General features: G+C 40.2%; 20 protein-coding genes and 2 tRNA genes. 20 read left to right on the top strand and 2 right to left on the bottom strand.

Features of this window, described 5'->3' with window-relative positions:
• Positions 1–93 precede the first annotated feature (93 nt).
• Together J3U69_RS08310 and J3U69_RS08305 are read left to right on the top strand one after the other, a co-directional pair.
• Positions 94–166 (top strand) — tRNA-Asn (locus tag J3U69_RS08310).
• A gap of 6 nt (positions 167–172) precedes the next feature.
• Positions 173–264, top strand: a tRNA-Ser gene (locus J3U69_RS08305).
• Positions 265–383: 119 nt separating this feature from the next.
• Here the strand turns inward: J3U69_RS08305 and J3U69_RS08300 are convergent.
• Both J3U69_RS08300 and J3U69_RS08295 read right to left on the bottom strand, forming a co-directional pair.
• Positions 384–791, bottom strand: a complete 408-nt coding sequence (locus tag J3U69_RS08300; protein WP_220219969.1) for a M56 family metallopeptidase — start codon at positions 789–791, stop codon at positions 384–386.
• Positions 775–1,119, bottom strand: a complete 345-nt coding sequence (locus tag J3U69_RS08295; protein WP_220219968.1) for a helix-turn-helix domain-containing protein — start codon at positions 1,117–1,119, stop codon at positions 775–777. Before J3U69_RS08295 ends, J3U69_RS08300 begins: the two co-directional genes overlap by 17 nt.
• A gap of 262 nt (positions 1,120–1,381) precedes the next feature.
• Between J3U69_RS08295 and J3U69_RS08290 the strand changes: the two genes are divergently transcribed.
• The 18 genes from J3U69_RS08290 to J3U69_RS08205 all read left to right on the top strand — a co-directional run bounded on the left by J3U69_RS08290 (position 1,382) and on the right by J3U69_RS08205 (position 18,289).
• Complete coding sequence (locus J3U69_RS08290; RefSeq protein ID WP_267413680.1) at positions 1,382–1,924, top strand: hypothetical protein; 543 nt, start codon at positions 1,382–1,384, stop codon at positions 1,922–1,924.
• The gene (locus J3U69_RS08285; protein WP_267413679.1) at positions 1,893–2,372 is read left to right on the top strand and encodes an ArpU family phage packaging/lysis transcriptional regulator; all 480 of its coding nucleotides are present in this window, start codon (positions 1,893–1,895) and stop codon (positions 2,370–2,372) included. The genes J3U69_RS08290 and J3U69_RS08285 overlap by 32 nt, the downstream gene beginning before the upstream one ends.
• A 381-nt stretch (positions 2,373–2,753) precedes the next feature.
• Positions 2,754–3,266: a terminase small subunit gene (locus J3U69_RS08280; protein WP_267413683.1), complete on the top strand. Its 513-nt coding sequence runs from the start codon at positions 2,754–2,756 to the stop codon at positions 3,264–3,266.
• 67 nt (positions 3,267–3,333) lie between these two features.
• Positions 3,334–4,734 (top strand): phage terminase large subunit, encoded by a 1,401-nt coding sequence (gene terL / locus J3U69_RS08275; protein WP_267413681.1) that lies wholly within the window; start codon positions 3,334–3,336, stop codon positions 4,732–4,734.
• A 12-nt stretch (positions 4,735–4,746) separates the two neighbouring features.
• Complete coding sequence (locus J3U69_RS08270) at positions 4,747–6,081, top strand: DUF1073 domain-containing protein (RefSeq protein ID WP_267413677.1); 1,335 nt, start codon at positions 4,747–4,749, stop codon at positions 6,079–6,081.
• Between the two features lie 104 nt (positions 6,082–6,185).
• Positions 6,186–6,518 (top strand): LysM peptidoglycan-binding domain-containing protein, encoded by a 333-nt coding sequence (locus J3U69_RS08265; protein ID WP_267413676.1) that lies wholly within the window; start codon positions 6,186–6,188, stop codon positions 6,516–6,518.
• Positions 6,519–6,520: 2 nt separating this feature from the next.
• Entirely contained in the window at positions 6,521–7,669 is a 1,149-nt protein-coding gene (locus tag J3U69_RS08260; protein WP_267413675.1) for a DUF2213 domain-containing protein, read from the top strand.
• Positions 7,670–8,179 carry a structural cement protein Gp24 gene (locus J3U69_RS08255; RefSeq protein ID WP_267413673.1) on the top strand — a complete coding sequence of 170 codons (510 nt, stop codon included), beginning with the start codon at positions 7,670–7,672 and terminating at the stop codon, positions 8,177–8,179.
• A gap of 15 nt (positions 8,180–8,194) precedes the next feature.
• Positions 8,195–9,136, top strand: coding sequence for a major capsid family protein (locus J3U69_RS08250; RefSeq protein ID WP_267413672.1), 942 nt, complete (start codon positions 8,195–8,197; stop codon positions 9,134–9,136).
• 15 nt (positions 9,137–9,151) lie between these two features.
• Entirely contained in the window at positions 9,152–9,535 is a 384-nt protein-coding gene (locus J3U69_RS08245; protein WP_267413671.1) for a DUF4054 domain-containing protein, read from the top strand.
• Complete coding sequence (locus J3U69_RS08240) at positions 9,532–10,119, top strand: hypothetical protein (RefSeq protein WP_267413670.1); 588 nt, start codon at positions 9,532–9,534, stop codon at positions 10,117–10,119. Before J3U69_RS08245 ends, J3U69_RS08240 begins: the two co-directional genes overlap by 4 nt.
• Entirely contained in the window at positions 10,120–10,521 is a 402-nt protein-coding gene (locus J3U69_RS08235; protein WP_267413669.1) for a hypothetical protein, read from the top strand.
• A complete protein-coding gene (locus J3U69_RS08230; RefSeq protein ID WP_267413668.1) occupies positions 10,514–11,050 on the top strand; it encodes an LIC_12616 family protein in 537 nt (178 codons plus the stop codon). The genes J3U69_RS08235 and J3U69_RS08230 overlap by 8 nt, the downstream gene beginning before the upstream one ends.
• Before the next feature lie 15 nt (positions 11,051–11,065).
• Entirely contained in the window at positions 11,066–12,199 is a 1,134-nt protein-coding gene (locus J3U69_RS08225) for a DUF3383 family protein (protein WP_267413667.1), read from the top strand.
• Positions 12,200–12,214: 15 nt separating this feature from the next.
• The gene (locus tag J3U69_RS08220) at positions 12,215–12,643 is read left to right on the top strand and encodes a hypothetical protein (RefSeq protein ID WP_267413665.1); all 429 of its coding nucleotides are present in this window, start codon (positions 12,215–12,217) and stop codon (positions 12,641–12,643) included.
• 76 nt (positions 12,644–12,719) lie between these two features.
• A complete protein-coding gene (locus J3U69_RS08215; protein WP_267413664.1) occupies positions 12,720–13,112 on the top strand; it encodes a hypothetical protein in 393 nt (130 codons plus the stop codon).
• On the top strand, positions 13,087–13,320 hold the full coding sequence (locus J3U69_RS08210) for a hypothetical protein (protein WP_267413663.1): 234 nt from the start codon (positions 13,087–13,089) through the stop codon (positions 13,318–13,320). Before J3U69_RS08215 ends, J3U69_RS08210 begins: the two co-directional genes overlap by 26 nt.
• 79 nt (positions 13,321–13,399) lie before the next feature.
• A complete protein-coding gene (locus J3U69_RS08205) occupies positions 13,400–18,289 on the top strand; it encodes a tape measure protein (protein WP_267413662.1) in 4,890 nt (1,629 codons plus the stop codon).
• Positions 18,290–18,295 lie beyond the last annotated feature (6 nt).

Genomic DNA, 18,295 nt, shown 5'->3' with positions numbered 1-18,295 from the left:
CATGCCGAACACAGCAGTTAAGCTTCTTCACGCCGAGAGTAGTTGGTGGGAGACTGCCTGCGAGGGTAGGAAGCTGCCGTGCTTTTTTAATATTCCGGCTTAGCTCAGTTGGTAGAGCGCTTGACTGTTAATCAAGATGTCGTCAGTTCGAGTCTGACAGCCGGAGCTTTATGGAGTGTTGTCCGAGTGGCTTAAGGAGCATGATTGGAAATCATGTATACGGGTTTTAATCCTGTATCGAGAGTTCAAATCTCTCACACTCCGTAATACACGTTAAATAGTTACTAAATTTAGTTTTAGTAACTATTTTTTATTTGGTAAAATATAAAACTAATTAAAGGCAAAAAAGGCAGTTAAGTTTATCTTAACTGCCTTTTGCGTTTTTAGAAGATTAAATCATTATTTTTCTGAAATAGCTTGTAGGTGGCTCCTTCTAGACGATAGGGTATAGCGAACTGCTGCATAAAAGGTCCGGGCTCATCGAATGTATAGAACTGCTTTGAAGCATATTTGTAGATTAGATTTAGTGAAAATAAATCGGCCTGGTGTTCAACTGGTGTACTCAAATTAATATAGTAAAAAGTTCCCTTATCGCCGTTGGCAAAATGGCCAATTTCATGACCAATCATAAAAGGTATTTCATTTTGCTTTTTCCAATTGAGATTGATAACCATTCTACCAATATCAGTAAAAGAAACTGAGGGATAATCAGGATCAATCTGGTCTAATAACGCGTAACTAATTCCATGGTCAAATGCATAATTTAGCATGTATTTAATTAAATTTTCCACCTTTTTTGCCTTCTTTAAAATCAGAGTCCATTAGGTTACGGATTATATCAAGATATTTTTCAGGAACCGCTTTTCCATTATAAGCAAGTGGAATGTCGTCAGCTAAGTCAATTCGCTTGACTGTTTCTGCTGGACTTGATTCACCGAGTAAATCATTAACAGAGACATGTAATACTTTAGCCACTTTTTTCAAACTTGCTGTACTGGGTGTTTGCTTATCCCAGCGATAAATACTGTTGGCACCAATTCCTGCTTTAAGCGCTAGACTTTGCAACGATGACCAACCCTTCTTTTTCGCAATTACTTTAATTCGATCTAAAGTAGTCATTTCAGTTTTCCTCACGTTTCCATCAAACAAAATTATCGCAAATGATTAAAAACTGTTGACTTTTTACTTAAAGTGATTGATAATTGATTTCATCAAGTAATTAAGTAATAAAAAATAAAACTAAATATTATAACTGTTTGTTGACGCTACAGGTTTATTATTGGTTTTATTTTATTTGTCATAGTTAAATTTTATCACGAATGATGGATATTGCAACTACTTGAGCGATTAATAACACATTTGCAGTGAAAGGAGAATTGAAATGAAAATCCCGTATGATTTAATTCATAAACTCGAAGCTGATTACGGCTCTTTGGACTTAGTTCCAGATAACAATCCCATCTTGCATCAAATACATGAGCAAATTGGCATTACTGCCCGCGACAATATTGATTTGACTAAATATGAGAAAGTGGTAATTGACCTCATGAAAGATGGCTTTAATTTGCATGATATTGTAGCAAAAACAGGAATGTCCTTTTACTTAGTTAGACAAATTGCTTCTAATTATGATTTGCAGCCTAAGCCTAAGTTTCGCTATGTAGCAGTTAAAGATCATGAACCCAAAATTTTTAGTAACGGCTTTGAAAATTTCCAAATAATAGTTAAGTCAAGCTGTTATAGCTTAACGGTGGCTAAAATTAAGCTTGCCTTTTGTGGTTATCACTTATATCAAGCGCGTAAAGCATTCTTATGGCGTGATTTAGCCTGGCACGATCAGTATCTAATCGGAGACCAGCTTTGTCAAAAGGAGCCCCAAGGAGGAATAAAAATTGAATTTACTAAAACAAGTAAAATTAAATAAAGCAGCTACAGTCAAAAACGTAAAGTCTTTTTTTACTAACGACTTTGAGCATTACTTAAATTTATCAGGTAAGCATCGAACAGACTTAGCAAGTCCAACTTTTGATGCTAGCGGTGTTACTAATCACAGCGGCGTGAATCACCAAGAGCAGAATATGAGTATTAACATCGATGCTGGTAATTGTGTGCAGGCTGTTAATGATACAATTGCCAATTGCACTAATACGAGGGACATGCCGTATGCAACAATTATTTACTACTATTACATTAAACGACTGGATGACTATAAAATTTATGAACGGTTGGGATATCAAAAAGCGCAGTACTATCGTTTAAAATCGAGCGCACTGCTAGAATTTGCGGAAAGACTGGATTATTGGCGCCAGCAAGATCAAGCAGATTTGCCGGACTTACGGGTTTATGAAAAAAATAAGCCTGTCATGCAATAAAGTTTGAAGAGACCATGATGAGACCTCACTGGTACTCAATAGGCGGTATTATGTTATTGTCGAAAGATTAGGGATAAGTACTTAGCCTTAATTTTTCGATCTGTTAACTCCTCCTCGGTTACTATATGAAAAACGCAAAGATAAAATTGTTTATCTTATGTGGTGATACGTGTGTGAGTCATTGTTAATAAGGCGATCAAATAGTAGTAATTTTCGGATCCATGCTATTAACAAGTAGGTGCAAATCCTGCCGCGTATCATAGCCATTAACTAGCTTAATGGTTAACTTTAAATTATGTGTATTAAAAATTGGGCGCTTAATTAAGCGTCTTTTTTATTGTCAAAATTCTGGTAAGCATAAGAGGGTGATAAAGATTGAAGATGACTTTAAAGCAACAGAAGTTTGCGGATGAATACCTTGTTTCAGGCAATGCAACTAAAGCTGCTTTAAAAGCCGGATACTCCAAAAAATCTGCCTATTCAATTGGTGCTGAGAATTTAAAAAAACCAGTAATAGCTGCCTACATTAAAAAAAGACAACAGGAACTGGAAAATAGCAAAATTGCCCAGCAACAAGAAGTTCTTGAATATTTATCGGCAGTAATGCGTGGTGAGCCTTCACGGTCAATTTCATCTACTAATGGCGTAGTTGAATCGCCCGTCTCAATCAAAGATCGCCTATCTGCAGCCAAAGAATTATTAAAACGTAATCCTTTTGATCCGTTAATAAAAGCGCAGACTGACAAAGCAATTGCTGAAGCTAAAATAGCGACAGCACAAGCAGAAGAAGTAAACCACTTAACCGATGCAACAATGAAATTAATGGCTGATTTAAGTACAGAAGATCTAACTAGATTAGCTCATTTAGGAGACTTAAACGATGAAGTTAAATAGTAAAACTAAAAGGCTAATCGAAAAGCTAGGACCTACTGGTCTGCAATTAACTAGATTAAGTGCGCAAATGGAATTAGCACGTCGTAAATATGAATATTATTTTCAACTGGCAAATCCTAAAGCAAAGCTTTACAGGCACACGCAGTATTTATGTGACAAATTACAGCCGATTGTCGCTAATAAGCAGCACTTTTATATTGTCGAAATGCCACCACAACATGGTAAATCACTAACGATCACGAAGACTTTTGCTAGCTATTACTTAATGAAAAATCCAGATAATCACGTTATGATCAGCGCCTATTCACAAGATTTATTTACTAAATTTTCACAGGCGAATCGGCGACATTTTCAGCAGTGGTCGGAACCCTTATTTGGCCTAAAAATCGGGCAGGCTAACAGCAAAGGTTTTGGCATTAAAGATCATGAGGGCAGTCTATATGCAACATCAATGTTAGGTGGAGCATCAGGGATGCCAGCCGATTTGCTAATTATCGATGATCCGTTAAAAAATGCGGAAGAAGCGGCTTCACAAACGATCAAAACCAAAATTTGGGATGAGTGGAATCTGACATTTTTTCCACGCTTGCAAAAACACGGTTCTGTCATTGTCATTATGACTAGGTGGCAAGTTGATGATTTGGCTGGCCGCTTACTCAAAAAGATGGCACTGCCATGGGAAGAAATTAAACTGCCTGCGATTGCCTGTAATCTGGCTAATGGTGAACGTGATGTAATTGGACGGCATAATGGCGAAGCTTTATGCCCAAAATTACACGATTTAGTTGAACTCAATCAGCACAAGCTAGATATGGGCTCACATAAGTTTGCTGCTTTATATCAACAAGCACCGACATTGGCAGGGGGCAATCTTTTTAAGAGCAAATGGGTCAATTATTACGTACCTGATCGCCAAACAATGATTAGTTTAGGCTTAAGTGAAAAAGATGTTGCACTTTTGCCTAAGCGCATTGATTGTGAGGTGCAGGCTTGGGACACTACCTTCAAGAGCAGGGATAACGATGATTTCGTAGCCGGCCAAACCTGGGCAAAGCATCAGGCACAATTTTATTTACGGCCTAACTGGGTTCACGAGCGCTTAACCTTTACCGAAACACTTGACGCTATCAGAAACATGTCACGTAGATTTCCGCAAGCAACAATCAAGTTAGTTGAGGACAAGGCAAATGGGCCAGCAATTATTGATACTTTAAAAAAAGAGATTCCTGGTATCATGCCGGTTTCACCTGGTGCGGATAGCAAGCAGGCACGGGCTAGTTCGGTCAGTCCATTATGGGAAGCTGGGCAGATTTTTCTTCCGCATCCTTTATGGGTTCCTGCAATCGACCAATGGCTTGAGGAAGTATTGGGTTTCCCAAATATGCCGCACGACGATAATGTGGATGCGATGGTTTATGCACTTCGAAGACTAGCAAAATGGAATCAGAAACCGATTATTAGGTTTTAGAAAGGAACTAAAATGGGTTTATTTAATAAACAGAAAAAACGGCCAAAGCATGTTTTGCGTTCTGATGCAACGGATTATTATTCCGGGTTATCCTATGACAATTTAGGGTGGCGGTTTGTGTCTGACCAGCAAGATTACGAAATGCTTAATAATCAGTTTAAGCACAATGCAATTGCTCACCGAATTGTTGCCAAACCCGCTGAAGACGCTACTCGTAATGGCTGGCGCCTGGTTATTCCCGATGATCCTAAAAAACAGGAGATTTATCAAGACGCTCTTGATAATTTGCGACTAAATGATGCTCTAACGCAGCAAATTATTTATCAACGGCTTCATGGTGATGGCTATCTTAATATTGGTGTCAAAGAAAAAAATGCCCAAACGGAAAGCAAGCCGCTCAATCCAAAAAATATTAGTACTGTTTCATTTGTTCACGCCTTTGGGCAAAATCACGTTGACCGTTATCAAGTAAATAATGATCCAACTAGTGACAATTTCAAAAAAGAGCAAGCAGTAGTTATTCGGCAGGTTCAACAGGGGGCAACAGTTAGTTCAACAGGACTTCAACAGTCACCTCAAGTAAAAAGTAAACCAATTATTATTGATAAATCGCGTTACTTTCATATTAGTCTAGATAAATTTGAGGATGATCAAACAGGTACATCAATCTTAACTCGTTGCTCCGATCAAATTAAAGCTCTCGATACAGCCTTGGAATCAACCGGGAAAATGCTTCGCGAATTTACATTCAAGGTTTTTAAAAGCGATAAGTTGATGAGTGAAGAAGAAACACAATATCGCAAAGATCGAGCTGAAATTGGTCAAGTAATGAACACGGAAGCAATCGCCTTTATTAGTTCAGATGATGACCTTAATAAATTTTCAACGCAAACAACGGGAATTGATACGTTGTTTAACTTTGTTTGGCAAGAACTAAGCGCGGCTTGTAATATTCCCAAGTCGGTTTTAACTGGCGAGCAGGCTGGGACACTAGCCGGTGCCAGCCAAGATGTAGTTAACTACTACGATACTGTGAAGGCCATTCAGGAATCACTCTTAAAGCCGGAACTCGAATATATTGTTAAATTGCTAATGTATGCAGATGAAGTCGGCAATGGTCAAGAAGATCCGGCTAAATTAACTTGGCATATTGAATTTAATCCTCTTTGGTCACCTGATGATAAGACGCAATCAGAGACTTTGCTCAATCATATGAATGCTGCGGCAACTGCAGTCAGTTCAGGGATTTATTCACCTAAAGAGGCTAAGCGACTTCTTGATGGTCAAGGAAATAATGCTATTCAAGGGATGCAGCTTGTAGGTAAGTCAAAGCAGATTAAGCGATGATGGCTTAAGTCTTGAAGCCCCTTGAAGGAGGTGAGGCTGAAGCTAGTAAGCACTTGTTAAAACTGGCGGTCAAAAAATGTTAATTAATAGTAAAGGAGAAACTAATGGACAAAGTAGACGAAACCAAGATCGTGAAGACACAAACTGAGGACCAAATTTTGGGTAAAACTGGTTCAGAAGAGAATACTACCCCAGCGACAAATAAAGGAGGTGAAAAAATAATGGCCAAAGATCCAGAAGGAGTATTTGATTATTCAGCATGTCAAACCTATGTTGTACAAAAAAATGAGACTCTATTCGACGTTGCGCAAAAATGTGGTCTTGCTCTTCAGCAATTACGCTATTTTAACCACTTAAACAAAGCGACTTGGAAAATTCTCGAAGGCCAAACACTATATTTGCCCGTTACGCCGGTCTATGTTCCTGCGGGTAAGTAAAAATGCTAACCCGATATGATGCGGCACCACTTGACTTAATCAAAAAAGATGCACAGACCGGCTTTATTCACATAGCTAATGTGCCAATTGCTCGTGTTGGTGTATTTCCTTATTTAAAAGCTGATAATTCGGTTGAGATGGAAGCTAAATTACCAACGGAATTATTGACGCAAAGTACGGTGAAAAGCGCGGAAAATAAACCGGTAACTGATGATCACCCAGCTGAATTAGTGACACAGCAAAATGCTGCTAAATATATGAAGGGATTTACGGCATCTAACGCACATGTAGACCACGACACGTTAAGAGTCGATTTAACGATTACAGATCATGATCTAATTAACGAAATTAATCAGGGAAAGCAAGAATTATCAATTGGTTTTCAAACTGATGTTGTTCCAGTCAAGGGCGAATTTCGTGGGATTAGTTATGACTCTATTCAAAAAAATATCCAAATTAACCATGTTGCGGTTGTGAGGCGCGGTCGGGCAGGTCACAACGTTCGCTTGATTGGTGATAGTGCTGAAATGGTAGAGGAACATACAAAGCAAAGGGGTGAAAAAATGGAAACGACACGGGTTCGCCTAGACGGCCAAAATATTACTGTTGCAACTGCTGATGCTGCAAAAATAATTAAATTAGACGATGATCTTTCTGACAAAGCCAAGAAAATAGCGGCCTTAAAAAAACAAATTAAGGATTTAGAACAACAATTAGCTGAGTTAGAAGGAAAAGCCAAGTTGAATGAGGCAAGTGCCACTAAGGCACAGGCTAAAGCTGATGCGTTGGAAAAACAGCTAACCAAAAGTTATCAATATGAAAATGATCATTTGGATGAAGCGGTTGAGTCACGTTTAAGTTTAATTAACCAAATTAAACCATATCTTGGGGATGATTATTCTTTTAAGGGCAAATCGAGTAAAGAACTAAAACTAGCCGCTATCAGGCAGGTAGACGATACGGCTGAATTGAGCAATAAATCAGATGAATATATTGATGCTTACTTTACTGCAATGGATCACAATCATCAGCAAGCCAAAGTAGTTGGTTACCGCGGTCCAGTTTTAAAAACAGATAGTGGCAGTCAATCAGCTTTGGAGCTGCTAAAAGCTCGCTATAATTTAGCAAAACAGGTAAAGGGGGATAAATAAATGGCAATTCCAGATGGTAAATTGTATGACGATGGTCAACTATCGCCTGGCAGCATTGCTACTACAGAACCAGTGACGATTAATACGGAAAATGCTGGGGCTTTAATCGATTATGGGGTAGCAGTAGTTTTACAGGATGGTAAAGTAGTGCCAGCAACTGGTGGACCAATATACGGCGTAGCTTTAAAAAGAAGCTATGTCAACGCAGATCATTTTACGGAGGATGACTCAAAGCAAGACCATTGGGAAAATGGTGAAACTTTAGGGGTCTTGCGCGACGGAACGATTGCAGTGCCGATTACGACTGACGTTATTCGTGGTGAAAGCGCTGCAGTTGACGCATCAGGCTGTTTTAAAACAGCCTCAGTTAATGACCGAGTAGTTGGTATTTTTCTGAGCGATGGTGAAAAAGGTGGTACAGCCAGCTTGCAAACAAGAGTGCAATGGCCTGAAAAGCAAGCTGAGAACACTACCGCAACATCTGTTTCAGGTAATACTGAACAACAATAAAAAGGAGGAAAATAAATGCCAAATTTGGGAATTGCGACCAAAGAACAACTAACGTTTATTGATAAAGTCGTATACGATCCAAAAACTGCGCCACTAATTGCTCGATCATTATTTTCATCGATTAGCATCGGCCGGGATGCGGTTGTTTACCGCTACCGGGTTCGTGATGGCAAGGCTTTAGCCAAAGCATATACTAACCGCTCGACTGATATTCCGGTGGTTGACGAAGGCTTTAAAGAATATGAAACGCCAATTACGCAGAGTGCACTTGCAGCATCATATTCCTGGCTTGAATTAGAACGGGCACGTTCAGTGGGAGTAGATCTATTGGTTGATCAAGCTCAGTTAGTTGCCAGAGGAATGGCCGAACGTGAAGACCAAATTATTTTTAATGGTTTGGAGACCGGTAGCAGCTCAACCAGAATTGTTGGTTTGACGAATACCAAAACTGATGTGACTGGGTTTCAGCAAATTAATGCGGAGCAATCTTTTGCTGAACTAATTGCTGATCCTGAAAATGGTGCATTAAAATTGCGTAACTTCTTCCAAGAAGCGGTTGGCAAGATTACACATTTAATCGGATATGCTGCGGCTAAGCCAACATTGCTGTTACCACAGGCAGAATTAGATTTACTGAATCGCCCATTTAATAAGTACAACCCACAAGTAACCGTACGAAGTATGATTGAGCCGTGGTTTGCTTCAATTCAAGTAGTGCCTGAATTAGAAGGTCAATATTGGCACGCTAAAAATGCTTCTAAGGCCGATAAGAGTAAGGATATGGGAATAATTTGCTTAACTGATCCTGAAATCTGTGCAATTCCAGATGCAATGCCATTAACGCAATTACAACCAGAATACTCTAACGGCGTAACTAAGATCCCGTACGTAGAACGACATGGAGGGCTAGCTGTACGCTATCCGTCAGCCTTTGTTCAACTGCTGAATATTAATTAGCTTGTGAGGTAAAAAATGAATGAGCAGGTAACAAGTGATGATATTAGACGGCTTGCTCCAGAAATGACGGCTGATTTAGATGAACAGTCGATTATGGCTACAGTTGAGAATGCTTATTTAATTGCACTGGGGGATCATTTTCCAAGAGTAAGTAAAATTGATGGTGAACAAATGCCGGTGCGAAAATTGGCTACTGAGTATTTAGCTTTGCATTTTATTGCGATTCAAGGTAAGACCGGTCAAGGAGTTACGGCGGAAAAGGTTGATGTGTTGGAACGCCACTTTCATGATACGAGTAGGCTTGACTGGCTGAATTCCTCAAAATGGGGACAAACCTACTTACACTTGTTAAAAGTATTTGGCGGCGGTCGTGCACGCTATCGGGTGATTCAACATTGAGCCTTAAACAGCAAAAAGCCATCGATTTTCAGGCAATTGAACGTGAACTAACCTACCTAAAGCAGCATCAAGTAGTCATCGGCTTTTTTGCGGAAAATAACAGCGTAATACTTGAAATTGTGCGTGCAACTGAGTATGGCGCCCATCTTATTCCTAAAAAAGGGGATTATCTATGGTTGCCGACAGCAACTGCGCTTAAGCAATACGGAAAAAGTGTTAAGCCGCAGAATATTAACGGCCTTTTTATTCCGAAGGGAAAGCATTTTGCCTGTGCTAGACAGCATGGACAACTAGTAGCTTATTTCTATGTGACTAAAAGAATTGATTTGCCAGCTAAACCCTTTATTCGAAAGGCTCTAGCAGAAAATAAAATAAAGTATCGGCAAGAAATCAAAACTGGAGTCAACCGGATTTTATTGGCACATGCGAAGGGACGCGACCTGTTAGCCAGTCTAGGTAAAACTGCGAGCGACGATTTGCGTCAAAGTCTAATTACATGGAGTAAAAAGGAGCACCAAAATAAGCAAATTGATAAGTTAGTCAACGAAATTACGTGGAAAATTTGGCCGCTTGGAGGTGATTAAATGGGGCGATTTTATCTTGCTTTCCAAAAAATGCTGGAGGAATTTGGCGTAGATATTTGGGTTTATCCGGATAGTGAACAGACTAAAGCGGCTCATTATCATTATGTAGGCGGAATTAGGGTGCCAGAACAAGCTGAAGAACCGGTAGAAGAAATAAAGAGGCACGAGCCGGTTTTTCCTTACAATTCTAACTCTTCGTTTATGGCGCAATTCTTAGCGGGAGGAGAATTGGCCCAGGCCGATTTGCTTTGGATTTCTTGCGCGCAATACCCAATCAATACTAAAGTAAAGGTTCCTTCACAAAAGGGGACTTTTCGAATAGTTAATTTTGCTAATTACTGCGATTACTCTGATGTTGTCATTTATGAGTTGAAAGGGGATGATCAGCATCCAAATGGATAAGACGTTACCGGAACTATCGGATCACTTTCTAATTCAGTATCTTTTAGGCAAAATCGTTAATCATGTGTGCCAGTGCGAACTGGTTGAACAAAATAATATTGCGCACATGGAAGAAATGCCTTTTGTGACTTTTACTTGGATCACTTTTAACCAGCCAACAACAAGTGATTGGTTAACTGATCATCCGCAATATCTGTGTACGATGCAGATTGATGTTCATGCCGCAAGTGCAGAGAGTGCATCTTTACTAGCACAAAAATTGTTTACAAAATTGCATCAAAGTGCATACCAGCGAATTTTCACGCAGGCACAAATTGTGTTACAAAAGATTTCTAATACGAGTAATCGAACAATTTTAGCAGGAATCAACTATGACAATGATTTTGGCTTTGATTGTTCATTTTTAGTTAATGGTGGCAATCAATTTCAGGAAAATGACTTGCAGTTTGATTTTGAAGATACAGACATTGAGTCTATCAAAGCTGCAAGCCAAGTTAAGGTGACAGACGAAACTGTCACTAACGATTAATTAGGAGGAAAAATAATGGGAAATACTATCAAGGCATACGATAGAATCTCTGATGTGGACGTAATTATGTCCGTAATTAGACCACAAATGGCTGTGGGATTAGGTAATTTATTACTGATTAATTCACTGGCTAAACCAGTGGAATCCGGGGCTAATACGCAAGCACAAACACTATCTGATACTTTAACGTCAGAAGAAATAGAAAATGGCCTTTTATTGCGAAAAACGGATAAGAATACCGGTGCTGTCTATCGGGAATATAAAAACTTGGACGCGGTCAAGATTGACTATGCCGATAACGAAGCAATTTTAATGAAAGCTGAAAGCTATTTTACGCAAGACAATCATTCGGATAGAATCGCTATCTTGGATTTGCCGGCTGGTAAGGAGCAAGAAGCACTTGGTGCATTTTGGTTCTTTAACTGGACTTTTGCAATTATGGCTAAGAGCAATGATGACAAGACAGCTTTAACTACCTTATCGAATATTTTTGAGGCTAATAAAGATCATTTTTTAGTAATTCAAACCAATGACGTTTCATTGCTTAATGGTCTTCAAGGTCAAAACTACACAATTGGACTGAAGCATGACCTATCTGAACCAATGGATGCTGCCTTTGTCGGTGCCATTGCGACCTTGCCAGTGGGATCAACTACTTGGAAGTTTAAGACCTTACAAGGTATCTCACCGGAGAGTTTAACTGCAAATGAATTAAATAGTATCAATAAAGTCAATGCAATTGCTTATACAACTGTTTTTGGCAAGGATCAAACTACTGAAGGCAAGTCACTATCTGGTGAATATATTGATACACTTCACGGCATTATCTGGGTTAAAAACGAGATGCAGGCCCAACTTGAAAAGCTTTTACAATCAAATAACAAGCTCCCGTATGATCAAACCGGTATTAACATGGTCCTGGCAACTGCCACACAAGTTCTCACTAAGGCCTTTGAAAAGGGAATTATTTTAACTGATGATAACGGTAAAGCTGATTACACAGTTAGTGCTACACCAAGGCAGCAGCAATCTGCACAAGATTTATCTGACCGTCATTATGGCGGATTGAGCTTTACTTACCATGCATCAGGTGCAATTCACTCGTTGACAATTCATGGTTCAGTGAATTCAGATACAATTTTGCAATAATAGGAGGATTAATCAATGTCACAAAATTCAGCACTTACAGGATTAGCTACCAAGACTTATCAAGCTGCAGATACTACCGTTATGGTTGATGGTCAACAAGTTTATGCCTTCGGCGAAGATTCGATGTTTACTTCGACTTACGATAACGATCTCGTAACTGTTAAGGAGGACCCACAAGGTAATGGTGTTGCTTCAAAAAGCAGCAAGCATGGTGGAACAATTACACTTAATTTGTTTGAAACGTCACCAGCCAATAAGCTATTAACCGATTTGGCAGCAACTGGTAATTTTTCCGTAGATATCATTACTTCAACTATTCATATTTCTGCCACTCACTGTTATATTGCTAAAATCCCTGACTCAACTGGCGGTAATGAAGCATCTAACAGAGCATGGCAAATCAAGGCAATTTACCTTGAAGAAACAAGTTTAGTTGATGAATAAAAGTAAGTAATTTAATAACAGAATAGCAATTTAATTAAGCCTGTGTGTAGAGCAGGAACAAGAGGAGATTTTAATTATGGCAGATAAGAAAACAGCAAAGAGTAATTCAGAATTAGCTTTAGAGGCTCATCAAAAGCAAGTTAAAAGCGCGAAAGATGCTGAAAGTTCAACGATTGCAAGTATGATGGGTAAAACTAAGACTATTGTTGTCGCCCAAGATACTGATCATGAATATTCACTAACATTGCAATTTCCTGGTGTTGCTCGTGCAATGGAAATTGAAGATATTGCCTCTAATCAATACGGCAATATGGTCTTTAGTTTATTGATGAAAGAAGCAATCAAAGATGTGATTGTCTCACCGAAGATTAACTCACTTGATTTCTGGGATACCCACGCAGGCTTAGGTGAAGTGACAATTCAGGTGTTAACCTTTCTTAACGATGGGATTAACGGGGAAATTAAGTAAAAAACAAATTAAGCGAAAAGCCGATGCTCTCGAGCGCCAGTTGCGACTGGTTACCCATGGCTTTCCGCTTGAACTGGTGGATCATGCTACTAGCGATCAACTTGCGGTAATGGAGGAGATTGATCGCCGGAATACTGAAAATCAAATCAAACTGGCCCAAGTTGCTACCAATAATGGTATTGCAATGGCCTTTGGTGCAAAGAAATAAAACTAAAAAATGAGGTGAAGCCTGTCAGAAGAATGAAAGGCTTTTATTTTGCCTGAAAATACGGAAAGGATAACGGATAATGGCTAGTAATCATGAAGGATATAGTCTAAATATTGATGTCGACTTTAGTCAACTCGAAAAGGCAAATAAACAAACTGGGGCACTTTATGAGGCACTGAGTAAAGTTGACCGGAGAATTTCCGGCTTGCATATGCCTAATGGCTTGCCTAGTGAGATTAACCACGTTAATGCTGTTACAGCGTCCTATATCCAACGTCTGGAATCGGCGGGCAAAACATATCGTGCAAATGAAGAAAGGGTTAAAGCATATCAAGATGCAATTAGCAAATTAACCCAAAAAGGACAAAGTCTAAGAGAAGAACTTGCGAAAATTGAGCAGGTTTCGGGCAAGGCAAGTAATGCTTATCAACATCAGCTAATTCGGATTAACCAGACAGCTACTGACCTAAATAAACTTAAGCAATCTGTTTCTTCCACTAATGCGGAAATGCGCAAGACTAACCCATCATTTCTGGATAAAATTAAAAATAAGCTTGAGCAAACGGGTACTTCAACCGATAAAACACAGACTAAACTTAAATCTTTATTTTCCAAAGGTAATTTAACTACTGCTGCAAAAACAAGTTTTAATTATCTTAAAGGTGGTTTGCAATCAGCTGTTAGTTCGGCACAAAAATATCAACAAGAGCAGCAGGCTTTAAAAGGCAAGTGGAATACTCTAACCGGAGGCAGTCATCAGGGTTCGGCAATGGTTAAGCAAATTAATCAAATTGCGACAGCAACTCATCATTCAAGTTCTGCGGTTGATCACCTTAGTCAAAAATTTTATCGCGTTAAGCAAAACGTGGGTCAAACTGGTAAGTTAACTAATTCGGTCCTTACCTTACAAAACGCTTATCATGCTACTAATGGGCAGGTCAACAGCTTTAGTAATGCTTTAAGTCAAACAATGAAGCAGGGTAATGTCTCGGTTCAAGGTTTTAAGACTTTGACTGGCATCTTTCCAGAGTTACGCGATAATTTACAAAAAACGCTTAAAATGCAAACTAACAATCATCATTTGACCAAGACACAAATGGCTGACTTAGTTGCTACTGGAAAGGTAAGCTCAACTACATTAATTAATGCAATTGAACAAACTGCGCATAAGTCTAAAAGTCGTGCAAATGATTTTGTAAAAACAATCCCGGGTATGATTCAAACGGTTAAGACGCAAATCCCGCGATTGTCTTCAGCATTTGAAAAGCCATTTACCAAAATCAAGAATCCGTTAAATAAACAGATAAGCGATTGGGTTTCTTCAAAGCAAACAGATAAGACTTTTACTCGACTGGGTTCAACTGTTTCTTCTGGCCTAAACAAGGCTGTTACTGGAGTCATTGGCGGTAAGAGCAAGGGATCTAATGGTTTAACTAAAGCGATTAATGGTGGCATTAATAATTTGGGTAAAGGCCTCAGCCGTGGTTTTAGCTGGATTGCGGATCACGGCAAGGATATCAGAACTTTCGGCAAAAGTATTTTTGACATCGCCAAGACTGTTGGTCAAAGTGTGTGGCAGAGTTTTTCCAGCATTTTTATTAATATTGGGAAGGCTTTTGGCTTAATTGGTCAAAATGCAGATAAGCATGGTGGTGCTATTCATGCAGTTGCAGAAGGTTTCAGCAACTTAGCTAAAAATAAAACGGCTCTGAAAGCAATTTCGGATGCAATTGTAGCCATCTATTCAGTAAAGGCTACTAAGGCTTTAGCAAGCCCGTTGATTTCCTTAGCTGGAAGTGGTTATAGAGGACTTAAGCGTACTAAATATTTCTATCAAGGCTTTAAGGGTGTCGAGGCTACAAAAGACCTAGATAAGATAGCAGATCCTGCTTTTAAGTCGGGTGGCTTTTTCAGAGGACTATTTTCAAAAACTGCTAACGGCGGTGCAGGAAAACTTACTGGACTGTTGCAATCAGTTCATTCTGCTGGTGGATTCAAAGAAGGATTTAAAAATCTGTCAACAGCTGGCAAAATTGGCACAGTAGCAGCCGGTGCAGGTGTTGCTATTGATGCAGGATCGAGCTTTTTAGATGCATTTAAAAACCGGCATTCGGCGGATAAACGTAGTGCGGATATTGGTAAGGGAATCGGTTCTGGCATTGGTGGCGGTATTGGCCTATGGTTTGGTGGCCCGTTAGGTGCGGCAGTAGGTGCCAAAATCGGTGGTGCTGTCGGTAAATGGGGCGGTCAAGCCGTTAATAAATTTACTAAAGGCTGGCAGAGTAAAAAACCGCCGAAGAAGTTTTGGTCTTTAGAAAACCTAGGCTGGTCTGCTCACGATATGGTTAGAAAGACTGGGAAGGCAGCCGGTCAGGCCGTAAACAGTATCAAAAAAGGTTGGAAGGCAAAGAAACCGCCGAAAAAGTTCTGGTCGCTTGAAACACTAGGCTGGGCTGGCCAACAAATTTGGAATCACAGCGTTTACCATGCAGCTATTAATGGTGTAAGTTCCTTGAGAAAAGGCTGGACTGCTAAAAAGCCACCGAAAAAATTCTGGTCTCTGGAAAACTTAGGCTGGAGTACCAAAAACATGTTTACTGGCTTTATGTCAGGTGTCAAAGGTGTGATTAGCTGGTTTAAAGAGCAGTGGCAAAGCCTTACTAAGTGGTTTGACCAACAAAAAGACGGCTTTAATAAGTGGGCCGGCAATATTGGTGACAATGTTAAAAGCTTTTTTGGCGCTGCTAAAAAAGGAGCAACGACCAGAAAAGCTCATGCTACTGGTGGCCATATTGGCTCTAGTCATGGTGCATTAGTTGGTGAAGGTGGCCCAGAGCTTGCTTATAAGGTTAATGGCAGTCATGTCCGTATCCTAGGTGCTAATGGGCCTGAGTTTACCCATGTTAAAGCTGGCGAACGGATTCTGAATGCCCGTGATACGCAAAAAGTAATGCGAGGTGGTCTTGGTGCAGGTCTGGTGCTTAACGGTTACGCTGCTGGTAATACTAAATTAGACCATACTGCCAAAAGCACTAATCAAACTTGGAAAAAGATTACTTCTGAGACGGGTAAGCAGACTAAAAAGACCCGAGTGCAGTCAATTCGCGACTATACCAATATGCGTAAAGGCGTTAACAAGCAGATGGACGGTCTTCATGATGGTACTGTAAGCCTAGCTAAATCAACGGCAAAAGGTTTTGGCAAGGCCATGGGCCGCATGAAAGGCTACGCCAAAGACGCCATGAAAGACACGATTGAACAAATTAATCGTGGTATTAGTGGTATTGACAAGGTATTAGGACAATTCGGCGGAAATGACAGTGTCATTAAACCGGTCAAGTTTGCCACTGGTTCAAATGGTCAGCTGAATAACAATACTCTAGCGATGGTCAATGATGCTCAGTCTGGCCCACGCCAAGAGGCAATTGTCAAAGCATCCGGTGACATTTGGCTGCCACGTGGTGACAACCGCATTCTTCCTCTTCAAAAAGGGGATGCGGTCCTTAACGGAATGCAAACGCAAGACCTAGCTCACAGCTGGGGCTTAACTCATTTTGCTAAGGGAAGTGGCGTTTCAACTAGCATGCTTAAAAAGATTGCTAGTCGCGGTGCTGCTAATCCGGCCAAGAGCTTTAGTGATATGTTCTTAAGCAAGCTCAAGTCCGGTAAGGTTGACATTACAGCAGGTACAGTTGATCTGGCTAAAAATTCTGGTAAGCAGTTTGGTGTGCCATGGATGAACGCCATGTGGACAGTCATTGGTGATGCGATTGGTGACGGTGCAGGTCGTGGTGGTACCCGTGAAGCGTTTTTGAAGTACGCTGAATCAACTTTTAGTGGTGTCCGCTATGTGATGGGTGCTGCTTCAAAACTTGCTAGTGATTGTTCCGGGATGGTAATGCAGGCACTTCGTCACTATCATTTAAATATTGGTCGTTCAACCGTTGACATGCAAAATTCAAGTGGTGTCGAATATTTAGGTAAATCACTATCCAAGACCGTGCCAGGCGACTTAGTAATCTTTGGTCATGGTTCCGGAGCTGCAGGTCACGTGGGTATTATTAAGAACCCGCAAAAAGGCACAATGTTTAATGAGACGCCACCTAGTGCACGCGTTTCGCGGATTTCAGATGATAAGTCGATGGGCTATGGTTATTACCGGGTAAAAGGTCTGCATGATGCGACAGCTAAATCAAGCAATAAAAAGCCTTCTTCTGCTTTATTGGGCTTAGCTAAGCGAGAACTCGGCGCTAGTGCAATTAAGTGGATCAAAGACAAGCTGGGTGATGAAGGCGAGCTTGGCCCTAACATTGGTGGTGAAGGTGTTCAGCGCTGGGCAGGCACAGTTAAACGTATTCTAGGGATGCTGCACTTATCAACATCCCAAGGTATGGTTGCTAAGGTCTTGCGTCAGATCCAAACAGAATCACATGGTGACCCGCACGCAATTCAGCCTGGAAAAGATCCAGACGGTGACGGCTCCGGCCCGGCATTAGGTTTAATGCAGACAAAACGCATGACTTTCAACACCTTTAAGCGTAAGGGTGCCGGCAACATTTTTAACGGACCGGATAACATCTATGCTGCATTAAATTATGCCAAGCATACATATGGCGACAATTTATCGGCATTGGGTAACGGCAAAGGCTACGCTAATGGTGGTAACCCACCAGTGGGTGAAAACGTCCTAGTTGGCGAAAATGGACCGGAAATAGCCCAATTTAAGAACCCAGTACATGTTTACTCACATGAGCAATCAAAACGCATGAGCCTTGATAATTTAATCAATAAAAGCAAGGTTAAAATGCCTAAGACTGGTGCTAATGTACCGAATGTGACAATCAACATTAACGGTAATATTTCATCTGAGGGGGATGCTAAAAAATATGCCGAAATCATTGACCGTAAGATTCAAGATCTCTTTGAATCAATTGGTCTTGAATTTGGCAGCGACCCTTCAATGTATTAGAAAGTG

Origin of the sequence: Lactobacillus sp. B4026, assembly GCF_026535825.1 — a bacterium.
GTDB lineage: Bacteria > Bacillota > Bacilli > Lactobacillales > Lactobacillaceae > Lactobacillus > Lactobacillus panisapium.
Note: the sequence above shows the minus strand (reverse complement) of the source record. Positions and strands in the feature narration are given on the sequence as shown.